This is a genomic window from Pseudomonas sp. GW-45 (assembly GCF_056896675.1).
On the sequence record NZ_CM167674.1, the window covers coordinates 3,946,737 to 3,958,945 of the forward strand.

The 12,209-nt window shown below is 52.7% G+C and carries 9 protein-coding genes; all 9 read right to left on the reverse strand.

What is annotated here, in order from left to right:
- Positions 1-93: 93 nt before the first annotated feature.
- The 9 genes from AC1XYH_RS18625 to AC1XYH_RS18665 all read right to left on the reverse strand — a co-directional run bounded on the left by AC1XYH_RS18625 (position 94) and on the right by AC1XYH_RS18665 (position 11,353).
- Positions 94-450: a copper-binding protein gene (locus AC1XYH_RS18625; RefSeq protein WP_123891413.1), complete on the reverse strand. Its 357-nt coding sequence runs from the start codon at positions 448-450 to the stop codon at positions 94-96.
- The gene (locus tag AC1XYH_RS18630; protein WP_123891412.1) at positions 447-3,602 is read right to left on the reverse strand and encodes an efflux RND transporter permease subunit; all 3,156 of its coding nucleotides are present in this window, start codon (positions 3,600-3,602) and stop codon (positions 447-449) included. The genes AC1XYH_RS18625 and AC1XYH_RS18630 overlap by 4 nt, the downstream gene beginning before the upstream one ends.
- A complete protein-coding gene (locus AC1XYH_RS18635; protein WP_123891411.1) occupies positions 3,599-5,056 on the reverse strand; it encodes an efflux RND transporter periplasmic adaptor subunit in 1,458 nt (485 codons plus the stop codon). The genes AC1XYH_RS18630 and AC1XYH_RS18635 overlap by 4 nt, the downstream gene beginning before the upstream one ends.
- The gene (locus AC1XYH_RS18640; RefSeq protein WP_123891410.1) at positions 5,053-6,306 is read right to left on the reverse strand and encodes a TolC family protein; all 1,254 of its coding nucleotides are present in this window, start codon (positions 6,304-6,306) and stop codon (positions 5,053-5,055) included. The genes AC1XYH_RS18635 and AC1XYH_RS18640 overlap by 4 nt, the downstream gene beginning before the upstream one ends.
- 609 nt (positions 6,307-6,915) lie before the next feature.
- The gene (locus AC1XYH_RS18645) at positions 6,916-7,689 is read right to left on the reverse strand and encodes a c-type cytochrome (protein WP_123891409.1); all 774 of its coding nucleotides are present in this window, start codon (positions 7,687-7,689) and stop codon (positions 6,916-6,918) included.
- 9 nt (positions 7,690-7,698) lie between these two features.
- Positions 7,699-8,658 (reverse strand): copper resistance protein B, encoded by a 960-nt coding sequence (locus AC1XYH_RS18650; protein WP_123891408.1) that lies wholly within the window; start codon positions 8,656-8,658, stop codon positions 7,699-7,701.
- The gene (locus AC1XYH_RS18655) at positions 8,648-8,941 is read right to left on the reverse strand and encodes a hypothetical protein (protein WP_123891407.1); all 294 of its coding nucleotides are present in this window, start codon (positions 8,939-8,941) and stop codon (positions 8,648-8,650) included. Before AC1XYH_RS18655 ends, AC1XYH_RS18650 begins: the two co-directional genes overlap by 11 nt.
- A 12-nt stretch (positions 8,942-8,953) precedes the next feature.
- The gene (locus AC1XYH_RS18660) at positions 8,954-10,720 is read right to left on the reverse strand and encodes a copper resistance system multicopper oxidase (protein ID WP_123891406.1); all 1,767 of its coding nucleotides are present in this window, start codon (positions 10,718-10,720) and stop codon (positions 8,954-8,956) included.
- 447 nt (positions 10,721-11,167) lie between these two features.
- Positions 11,168-11,353, reverse strand: a complete 186-nt coding sequence (locus AC1XYH_RS18665) for a co-regulatory protein PtrA N-terminal domain-containing protein (RefSeq protein ID WP_439271046.1) — start codon at positions 11,351-11,353, stop codon at positions 11,168-11,170.
- Positions 11,354-12,209: the final 856 nt, after the last annotated feature.

Genomic DNA, 12,209 nt, shown 5'->3' on the forward strand with positions numbered 1-12,209 from the left:
GAACCTGACGACAAGCTGTGAGGTACTTACTATTGTGTAATGCCTAGGCGGCATGGCTACCTTTTCCATGGGGTTGATAGCCATGAACCCAGTTTAACGTTGTTTGATCGACGTGATGATTGAGTTCATCCCTTCTGAGGTGAATTCAAACTCGATCTCGTCGCCTTCCTTGAGGCCTTGAAGCTGCTCAGACGTTGCCTTGAAATCCATGGTCATAGGAGGCCATTCAAGCTCTGGTACGGCCCCGTGGGCGATGGTGACAGAACCTCCATTCTGTTTGATCTTGCGCACGGTACCTGTTGCCTTCGCGCTCTGCGTAGAGGTATGCGTTTGCTCCATCTGCATATTGTCCATGGGCATGCTGTGTTTCATTTCCATGCCTTTCATTTCTTCAGCGAAGGCTGCCGGCGTCAGTGCCAGAGTAAGAACTAGTGCCAGTTTGGTTTTCATAATGAATCTCCAGTTTGTGGTTTGGTTTGCTTAATGGACCGGCGTCTCATCAGCAGATAAGCTGCCGGTAGTACAAATAGGGACAGAAGCGGTGCGGTAATCATGCCGCCGACCATTGGCGCTGCGATGCGGCTCATGATTTCACTACCGGTACCGCTGCCAAGCAGGATTGGTAGCAAGCCCGCGATGATGACTGCTACGGTCATCGCCTTGGGCCTCACGCGTTGTACGGCGCCCTCGCGAATCGCTTCCAGGAGTGCCGGTCTGTCCGCACGTCCTGCATTCACGCGCTCGCTCCAGGCATTAGTCAGGTATAGGAGCATGATGACGCCGAATTCGGCCGACACTCCTGCCAGCGCAATGAATCCGACGCCAGTTGCTACCGACAGGTTGTAGTCAAGCAGGTAAAGGAACCAGACACCGCCAGTCAGAGCGAATGGAAGCGTCGCCATTATCAGCAAAGCTTCGCTGAACCTGTTGAAAATGAGGTACAGCAACACAAAAATGATTAGTAGCGTAGCTGGTACAACCATCTTCAGTTTGGCATTGGCGCGCTCCATGAACTCGAACTGTCCGGAATAACTAATGCTCATGCCTGATTCCAAGGACACTTCGCTGTCGATTCTGGTACGCAGGTCGTTCACCACCGCAGCCATGTCGCGATCGCGCACGTCTATATAGACCCATCCGGTGAGTCGAGCATTTTCGCTCTTGAGCATTGGTGGGCCATCCGTGACTTTGATTTGAGCCACCGTTCCCAAAGTGATTTGACTTCCCTCGGGAGTGTAGATCGGCAGATTGCGCAAGTCGGTCAATGAATCACGCCATTCGCGCGGGTAGCGCAAACTGATGGGGTAACGAGCGAGCCCCTCTACGGTTTCGCCAATGGTGGCGCCTCCGACTGCACCGGCCACAATGGACTGCACCTCAGAAATATTCAGCCCGTAACGTGCAGCCGTACTGCGGTCAATGTCGACGTCGATATAGCGCCCACCGGTTAGTCTCTCGGCCACAGCCGAACTTACGCCGGGAACCGTCTTGGCTATGCGCTCGATCGCTTGGCTGGTCTTGTCAATTTGTACCAGGTCCGAGCCGTAAACCTTGACCCCGATCGGACTCTTGATGCCGGTGGCCAGCATATCGATACGATTGCGGATAGGCGGTATCCACAGGTTGGCCAGTCCAGGGACCTGTACCGCATTATCGAGTTCCTTTACCAGCTTTTCAGGCGTCATTCCCGGGCGCCATTGGTCCCGGGGCTTGAACTGGATAGTTGTTTCGAACATGGTCAGCGGTGCCGGATCGGTCGCTGTGTCGGCACGACCCGCCTTGCCGAAAACGCGTTTTACTTCAGGCACGCTTTTAATCATGCGGTCGGTCTGCTGCAGAAGTTCCGATGCTTTTTGAACAGACAGACCGGGTAACGCCGTTGGCATGTACAACAGGTCACCTTCATCTAGTGGCGGCAGGAACTCTCCACCCAGTCGGGAGATAGGCCAGAGTGCCGTCAGAAAAATTACGAATGCGATCACGACGGTGGTTTTGGGCCAGCGAAGTACTGCTTCGAGAGCCGGTTGATATATCCAAATCAGCCCACGATTGATTGGATTGCGATGCTCGTCGGGGATCTTTCCGCGGATCCAATAGCCCATTAGTACCGGAACCAAGGTGACCGACAGCCCTGCGGCTGCAGCCATGGCATAGGTCTTGGTGAAGGCTAGTGGGCCGAACAACCGACCCTCTTGAGCTTCCAGGGTGAAAACCGGAATAAACGACAAGGTGATGATAAGCAGACTGAAGAACAGCGCTGGACCGACTTCGATCGCTGCATTGGTGATGACTTTCCAGTGCTCGGCGCCTTCAAGCTTCTTGTTCAGGTTTTTCTTGTGCCACGCTTCTATGTGTTTATGGGCATTCTCGATCATCACAATCGCAGCATCGACCATGGCCCCGATTGCGATCGCAATTCCCCCCAGGGACATGATGTTGGCGTTGACCCCTTGCCGCTGCATGATGATGAATGCGATCAGGATACCCACTGGCAAAGAGACAATTGCTACCAGCGATGAACGCAGGTGCCAGAGGAACAGCGCGCACACCAGCGCAACGACAATAAACTCTTCCAGAAGCTTGAAGCTGAGGTTGGAAACGGCGCTATCAATCAGCTTGCTGCGGTCATAGGTAGTGACTACCTCAACTCCATCAGGCAGGCTCTTTTTCAGATCTTCAAGCTTGGACCGCACTGCGGTGATGGTTTCGCGAGCATTTTTTCCGCTGCGTAATATCACTACGCCACCGACTACCTCGCCTTCGCCGTCCAGTTCGGCAATCCCCCGACGCATCTCCGGGCCCAGCTGAATATTCGCGACATCGCCAAGTGTTATCGGTGTGCCGGTAGCGCTCAAGCCCAGCGGAATGGTACGAAAATCCTTCAGTGACGAGAGATAGCCCGAGGCGCGAACCATGAATTCGGTTTCGGCGAGCTCCAACACGCTTCCGCCCGTCTCTTGGTTGGCCTCTTCAACCGCTTGCCTGATCTGCTGCTGAGTTATTTGTTGATTGGCCATCCGTAGCGGATCCAGCACCACCTGGTACTGCTTGACCATGCCGCCGATTGGCGCGACCTCTGCAACATTTGGGAGGGTTTTTAGCTCGTACCGCAGGAACCAATCCTGCAGCGACCGCAATTGAGCAAGGTCGTGTTGGCCGGTGCGATCCACCAGAGCATACTGATAGATCCAGCCCACCCCGGTGGCGTCAGGGCCCAACGCTGGCGCAGCGCCTTCGGGAAGTCGGCTCTGCACCTGGCTGAGGTACTCGAGCACCCGCGAGCGCGCCCAATACAGGTCCGTGCCGTCCTCGAACAGAACATAAACATAGCTGTCGCCGAAAAATGAATAACCGCGCACTGTCTTTGCTCCGGGAACCGAGAGCATGGTAGTCGCCAGCGGGTAGGTCACCTGATTTTCAACAATCTGCGGGGCCTGTCCGGCATAGGGTGTGCGGATGATGACCTGAACGTCGGACAGGTCAGGCAGCGCATCAACGGCGGTGTTCTGGATCGACCATATACCCCAGGCAACCGAAAATAGCGTCGCCAGCAATACCAGAAATCGGTTGGCGACGGACCATCTAATGATGTTGGCAATCATGGCTGGTCTCCGAGCTGCTCGATCCGCTCGATAACAAGGCCTTCATCGCTTTCGCTTACACCTACCCGTACCCGGTTACCTTCTTTAAGTCCTTTCAGCAGCACCGGGTCTGCGATCGGAAATGCCATCGTCATGCCCGGCATGTTCAATGTCTTGAATGGACCGTGAGACAAATTGACCTTGTCATCTTCTATGCCCACGATGGTGCCCTCGGCCTCGTGCAATGTGGGCGCGGTGTTTACTGGCGATTGCTCTGGTTTGGTGGTCAGTCCGCGCAGACTGGCTTCGGAATCGAGCAGGAACTGCCCGGACGCAACCACGCGCTGGCCTTCGTCAAGTCCCGACAACACTTCTGACTTGAAATCGGTTTCGCGGCCGACCCTGACTTCTACGGGCCTGAACCTGCCTTCATCCTCGGAGAGCATAACAAGCGTGCGCCGACCTGTTCTGATTAGTGCTTCAGTGGGTACCACCAGGGCTACCTCTTCATCACGGCTCAAGGTCACGTCTGCGGTCATGCCGGGGCGCAGGAGTTGATCGGGGTTGGGTAGCACGACTCGAACCCGAACGGTTCGGCTTTCCAGGTTGGCTTGGGGTAAGATCGCCTCAATCACCGCGCCCAAGATTTCGCCCGGGTAGGCAGGCAGTATGGCCTCGACCTTTTGCCCGACCTTCAGGTTGCTCACCTGCGCTTCTGGGACGGCAACGTCCAGCCAGACTTTTTCCAGGCCGTTGATGCGGGCAAGGGACGCGCCAGCAGGTAGAGTCATACCCTCACGGACATCAAGTGAGCGAAGTACACCGCTGATAGGGCTGGTAATGGTCCAGTTTGAGCTGGCCTTGCCGCTGCGTTCCAGCGCTGTAATGTGCTCGTCCGGCATGCCGGCAAGACGCAGGCGGTTACGAGCTGCAGCCAGCAACTGAGGCTCACCCATTCCACGCAATGCTAGATATTCCTCCTGTGCAGCCGACCATTCGGGAAAGAAAAGGTCGGCCAGCGGCGCATTTTCTGGTATCACGTCTTCCGGGGCCAGATCGTAAACTTTCTCGACAAATCCGGCGCTGCGTGTCTGCACAATGGCTACGTCACGTTCATCGTAGCCCAGCGTGCCTGACGCTTTGACGGTCTGGCTTATTGCTTCCCGGGTAACCGGTGTGACCCGCATTCCTAAATTCTGCGTCACTGAAGGGTCGATGAGCATGGAAGCACTTCCTGCCCCTTCTTCGGCATAACGAGGCACTAAGTCCATGTCCATGAACGGCGATGGGCCAGGCGCGTCAAAACGTTGCTGCGGATACATGGGATCGTACCAATACAGCACTTCTTTCTCGCTTTGATCGGCGGACTGAGCCTGGGCACTACTTGCGAACACGGTGATGCTTGTCACTGCAACGCTGGTTAAAAACATGGGTAGGCCGATCAGCAGAGCTAGCCGTTTGATTCGAAATGTCATGGCTGAGTGTCTCCTAAGGAAAAATGTAAGCGGGCATTAGTCAGCGAACGGTTACTGGCTAGATCGACAAGGCGCAGACGCATCTCTAACAGCTCCTCGCGTGCTGTGATCACGGCAGTTAGTTCACCTTTGCCTGAGCGGTAGTCGGCCATGGTCAGACGAACTTTTTCATCAGCTAGAGGCAACAGTGTCTCCTTGGTGCGATCTAGTGCCCGTTCCAGACGTCGGAGTTCAGCCAGGTCTGCTGACAGCTCCTGCCGGAGCTGTCGCAGCCGGTCCTGCCGCTCGGCTTCCAGCCCTTCCAATCGCGCGCGTTCAGCGCTTATCTTCGGATCTTGTCTGGATCCTGCGAAAACTGGCAGGTCGAAGCTGAGGTTGAGGCTGATCATGTCGCCAAAGCCGCGTCCTCTCTTCTGATAATCCACGCCCCAGGCCCAGTCCGACGTTTTTTCCGAAACGGCTTGTGCAATCTGGGCTTCGGCTCGACTTGTCATCGGGTCAAATTCCAGTAACTCAGGGTGGTGTGTGAAGTTATTAAGGTAAAGCTCAGGGCTGCTTGTCCATTCCGGCCAGCTGCCCTGCAGTGGCTGGGTTGCAGCCTCGCCGATCCATCGTCGGAGCTCCGCCCGGGCAACCGCTTTACTCCGGATCAAGACATCTTCCTGTTCAGCTAAGTACGCGGCTTCCTGTTTGGGTAATACGCTATCGCTCGACAGTCCACGAGCGCCGGCAATGTTTGCCTTGATCGCCTGAGCAAAAAGACGATTCTCGGTGTAGAGCTGGTCAAAAATGATCAGCTTGCGCTCGGCTGCCAGGGTTGTAATCCAGGCCTCGGCTGTCATCTGGCGGACCTTGATTCGCTCGACCCTTCGCTGTACCCGGGCCAATGCCACGGTGGCTTCGGCGGTTTCCACTCGTGCACGGCGTTTGGCGCGGTTAGGGACCTCTTGCATAACGCCGACCATCTGCATCGTCATCGCCTCTGCGCCCAATTGCAGTCTGGACTGACCTTCAATAGGGAGGTTCTGGACTCCAAGCTTCAGCCTGGGGTCCGGCAGCTCGCCCGCTGGCGTGACGAGGTTTTGGGCAGCTTGCAGGTTCGCGCTGCGCGCCCCTAGGGAAGGGGCTCCTTGCTCCGCTAGAGTGATCGCCTCCTCGAGCGTAAGTGCTGCTGATATGCCGGGAACTGCAGCCAAGCCAATAAACATGGCAGTGGCACATATGCGCACGCCGTGAATTCGGTGATTCATGTCTTCGATTCCGTTGATGTTCTAGCGCATGCCATAGGCATACCTTCACCGCCTGCTCCAGTCGATCAGGCGAAACTAGGGGGCAAAAACATCAGCTGCGAGGGGGGTGCCAGATAATATCAGGCGTGCGAGCCGGTACTCGAACAGGAAGGAGGGTGGGGTGGCGAGGGGGGAGCGCCAGCGAAACGGTTTTGTTGACCGCAAGTTGGAGTAAGCTGCTGGTTTTACATTCTTGCCCGTTTTCGCAGGCTGACTTGAGCGCGTCTGGATCACAACATTCATGCGCAGAAGCGTCCAACGCCGAAGTGTCGTCGTTGGACGCAATGGCCGAAAGGCTCATGGTATGACGAGTGTCAAGCGTCATGGTTTGCGCCGTCCCGCTGATAGGAAGCGCAAGAATCATAAGCAGAACGATAAATACATTTCGGCACGTCATAGTAGGCTTAAGATATTGGAAAGTTAAACGGATGCAGCCGGTTATGTCCTTTCCTCTCCTCCCTCGGGATAATGCAAGTAATGATATCAGAGCTCGCTGACACAAAACTGAGCTGAAGATTACATTTGCGTCAGTTTCAAGCTTCCGGTCTGTGAATGCTGCCCCAGAGCTATTCAATGAACATGCTGTTCGTCGTTTTCATGCATGTGTGTTTTCGGAGCTAGTTCAGGCTTGCCCTGCTCTACCTTTGAATCGCCCGCATGATGATCTGTATCTGTTGCCTCACCAGCATGATGGTTCGGCATGCTGCCAGCTTGAGGCATGCCAGAAGCGTGATGATCCGAATTACTTGATGGAGCAGCTGAATGGTGCCCACCAGGACTATTACCTTGCCCTTCATCCTTATGCATAGCAGTTTCACCGCCACCATGTTGATGGCCGCTGCTAGATGCAACAAGGGTTTGGTATTGGGTTTGATCCATTTCTGGCAGTTGCTCTAAAAACGCGACCATGCCCCATATATATGGATCGGCCATACTTTTACCCCAAGCAGGCATGCCAGTGGCTTTTATCCCGTGCTTGATAACCCAAAATGCCGCTGCGGGACCCTCTTCGATACTTTTTTCAGCGAGATTGGGAGGCGCGGGATACAAGGCTTTGCTGAGCTCCGTGTCAGCCATGCCAGGAGCCAAGTGACAGCCAACACACATAGAGTTGTAGTTGCCGGCACCAGCCTTAATCATTGCGGGATCATTGAGGTTAGGTACTTCGATAGCGTTGCTGCGGACCTCGATGGAACGGTCACGAGCCATGGCTAAAAACGAGTGAACAACTTTAAAGTGAGGGTCGTCAGCGCCTACATTTACGATGCCAAAATAGACAACAGCAGAGATGACGAAACCAGCAGCAACAGTGGCTGCGACGAGCGCTTTAATTGTGTTTTTCATATATTTCTCTTAAAACCACATCCGGATACCCGCAACGAAGCGAGCCTCATCAATATCAGCACCTTCAGCTCGGGCGTAATCTGACGTATTACCGTAAGAGCGATTCCACGACACGCCGATGTAGGGTGCAAACTGGCGAACGATTTCATAGCGCATACGCACGCCCAATTCAATGTTAGACAGCCCGGAGCCAACCCCTCGTTCAGGATCATTTTTGCCGTAGAAGTTCGCTTCCGCAGTCGGCTGTAATATCAAACGATTAGTTAACAATATGTCGTAGTCGCCTTCGAGCCTGGCAGCTGACTGCCCACCTTCGCCAATATATGCCGTTGCTTCAGCTTCAAAAGCATAGAGAGCCATGCCTTGAATTCCCAATGCGGCCCAGGTTTGCGGAGAACTCGGTTTAAAGTCTTGTCGAACACCCGCGACGACGTCCCACCATGGGCCTATGGAGTGCCCAAACAACGCCTGTATTTCGGCCTCTTCAGTCACGCCATTGGTGCGTTCCCCTTCCGAACGAAGCCAAAGACGATTTATATCTCCGCCAATCCAGCCTGAGGCATCCCATGACAAGGTACTGCCGTCATTTGCGTCTTGATATTCAAGCTGGTCAAGCAGGAAAAAACTATTGATCCCGCTTTCGTGCATATTACTGTGATCTGGTAGCCCTGAAAAAGCTGCCTCTCGGTCAGCATCAGTTAGTTCAGGGATTGGTGTCCTGCTGGTAGTGATCGGGTCGGCGGCTTGGGTATGGTTCATTTGGCTATGATCCATAATGCCGGTTTCAGGACCCTCGGGCATGGAACCCATTTTGCTGTGATCCATAGTGGGCATAGAATCATGTCCCATAGCGGCATGATCCATGGTCGAGTGGTCCATGGGCTCAGCAGCATAAGCCTTCACGCCATACGGGGCAGTCATGGACACCGCAAGAGCGATGACTGTAGCGGATGAGTATTTAGTGATCATGTTTAGCCTCCGCCTTACTGTCGTCGGCGTTTATATCAGCACCCATCATGTCATGCTCCATCGAACCGTGATCCATTCCGTCGTGGTTTATCGCTTCGAGCTCTATTGATTCGCCCTGCTGCAGATGGCTTTCCGCCAATGTCGGGTTGGCACTCGTTGATTGATGCGTTTTCGCCTCAGCTCTCGACTCGTCAGCAAATGCCAAAGGCACAGCGAATAGTGTGCTTAACCCGAAGGAAAGGGCGAAACCAATTAGAGCTTTACGTTGTATGGGTAGGTTCATCTGTTTAGTCCTCTACTCTTCGACACGCACTTCGCGGAACATGCCCATGTCCATATGTAGCAACAAATGGCAGTGATAAGCCCATCGACCTAGCGCATCTGCGGTAACGCGGTAGCTGCGTTTAGTCCCAGGCGGCATGTCAATCGTGTGTTTGCGGACTTTGAAGTTGCCGTTCTCATCTTCCAGATCGCTCCACATGCCGTGAAGATGGATGGGGTGCGTCATCATGGTGTCGTTTACCAAAATGATTCTTACGCGCTCGCCATATTTCAGGCGCACAGGTTCTGCATCTGCAAACGGAACACCGTCGAAAGACCAGGAAAATTTTTCCATATGTCCGGTAAGGTGCAACTCAATCGTGCGACTTGGCTTCCGGCCGTCGGGGTCTTCAAACGTGCTCTTAAGGTCAGCGTAAGTGAGTACTCTACGTCCATTTTCGCGCAAGCCAATGCCAGGATCGTCCAACTTAGGCGTGGGCATCATGGTTTGCATGTCGACCAGCGGGTTACCTTCCTCTGATGCGGGATGAGTCTGCATGCTGGCACCCATACCAGACATCGCAGAATGATCCATGCCTGCCATTTTGCTGTGATCCATTGTGCCCATGTCACCTTGCATGCTGCTGTGGTCCATACCACTCATGCCCGACATACCCCCATGGTCCATACCCATATCACTCATGGAAATCAAAGGCCGAGGATCTGTTTCGGGTACCGGAGCACTTAAGCCTTCGCGGATTGCTAAGGTGCCTCGCGCATAACCTGTGCGATCCATGGATTGTGCAAAAATGGTGTACGCCTCTTGATCTGAAACTTCGACTATTACGTCATACGTTTCAGCAACTGCAACACGTAACTCGTCGACGCTAACCGGATGAACGTGCTGCCCGTCGGAAGCAACGACAGTCATTTTTAGGCCAGGAATACGCACGTCGAAATAGCTCATTGCAGAGCCATTAATAAAGCGCAAACGAATTTTTTCACCTGGTTTGAAAAGCCCGGTCCAATTGCCATTGGGAGCGTGACCATTCATCAAATAGGTGTAAGTAAACGCACTGACGTCAGCAAGATCGGTAGGGCTCATCTTCATCTCAGCCCACATCTTTCGGTCTGCAAGCGTGGCAGACAAACCTTTCTCACCGACGTCATCGACGAAGTCACCGACGGTACGTTTGTGATAGTTGTAGTAATCGGACTGCTTCTTCAGCTTACTGAGAACTCTATCCGGATCTTCATCTGTCCAATCGCTGAGCATCACTACATAATCGCGATCATAGGCAAAGGGCTCAGGCTCAATGGCATCAATGATCAATGGGCCGTACACGCCAACCTGTTCCTGTAGTCCGGAATGGCTGTGATACCAATAGGTGCCGTTCTGATTGAGTTTAAACGTGTATTCGTATATGCCGTCGGGCGCTATGCCAGCAAAGCTTAGGCCGGGCACGCCATCCATATTTGCCGGCAAAATAATGCCGTGCCAATGAATCGACGTGTCTTCTTTGAGGCGATTTCGCACCCTTAAAGTGACGGTGTCGCCCTCGCGCCAACGCAAGATAGGCCCCGGCATAGAACCGTTGATAGTTTTAGCCAGCCTCGTTTTACCAGTGATGTTGACGGGTGTTTCGCCAATCACCAGATCAAACTGCGAGCCGGCCAGTACGTTCGGTTGGCCGGGACTAGTAAGAGCCCAAACCGGGGTACGCCACAAACCTAGGCCTCCGACAATACCAGCGGCGGTCAAGCCTTTAACGAAGGTTCGTCTTGAGGTTTTATAATGCATTCTGATAAGCCTCTTAAGCTTAGTAATCCGATATTGAAATTTTAAAACCAGGTTGAATCAGTCCGATCCTAGCGCATGAGTTTGATGCTATGGTTTGCGATCGCAAATTAATACTACGACCCTCATACCTACAAATTGCCACATTTCAACCTGTTGCTTGATTACATTTATGTCAGGTTGGCTGATAAATGCTGTACGGATATTTCGTTGGCTCGTCGTCTGCTTGTAGGTTTCAATTTGAGTCCTTTTCAGCTTGCAGAGATTTGACTTTTCCCACAATATCTAAATCTGCTCTTTATAGTTCGAGGGACATATTTTTTGGCCGGTGATTACTGAGTCAAAGACTACTGCAATCCTGCAAACTTAGTGTTGGTTATGAGGCAAAGTTTGTATGATATGTATGGAGGGTCACAGCGGGGTGCTAAGAATGCACATCATTTGTAAGTTTTACTCCTTATTTACGCGCTCATCTTTAGAAATATGGCTTTGCTCATGCACACCTTTATAGACTTGCATCGCAGCTTTGTTCGCTGCATGCGCTCGGTCAAAAATACGGTCCGATCCGCCTTCGGCCATTGCCAATGAAGAGGCGCCGACAGCAGCAATAATTAGCATTGCTTTAATAGCTTTCATTTCAAACCACCATTTTAATAAGTGATCCTAACTAGAAATTAGTTAGGTTAAGCTTTTGGCTTGTAGTTACAATAGCGCATGAGCCCTGTCAGAAAACTGATATCAAAGTTACATTTATGTAAGCTTTCTAGTTATACGACTGAGTAATCATCCTTAAAAAAATTCACCAGAAAATGGAGTTTTTCTTAATCGGATCAATGAGTTTTTACGTGAAGATATTACGTTTATCGGACAACCAGGTCATTGCCATTCCTAATCGATCTGAAGCTGGCAGCCTAACCCCAGAGCGGCGCCCCGAGCACGGTGACCTTCTACAAATCGCGCGGTAAACCCGGGGTTATCCGCAGCGACAACGGGTCGGTGCAAATCAACAGTAGGCTCGACTTCTGGGCAGAAAAGTACTGGATTCGCCTTGAGCGCATCCAGTAGGGATATTTCCGGCAAAATGCTTATGTCGATCGTTACAGACGCATAGTGCGCTATGGCAGACTAGAGCACTATATTTTTCGAGTCGATCGCAGAAGTGCAGGAACCTGCAACTCGATGGTACTGGACATATAATCACGAACGACCAAATCTGGCGCTGTTAAGCATTACCCGAAACAGAAGTTGGTCATCGCGGCCTGACATCTACTTTCGGAAAATACTAAAAATGGATGGCGCACAGCCATGCTCGGCATCTGAGCCTTTCGGGAAGTCGGAAGTCGGAAGTCGGAAGTCGGAAGGACGATGTTGAGGAGCGTAACTGGGGCGAGTCGCATGTGAAGCTTCATGATAAAGGCTTATTTCAAAATAAAGTGCTCAATAAATAAGGGTTTTTCACCCCTCAGTATCATATGGGTTTGGTCATAAGGAT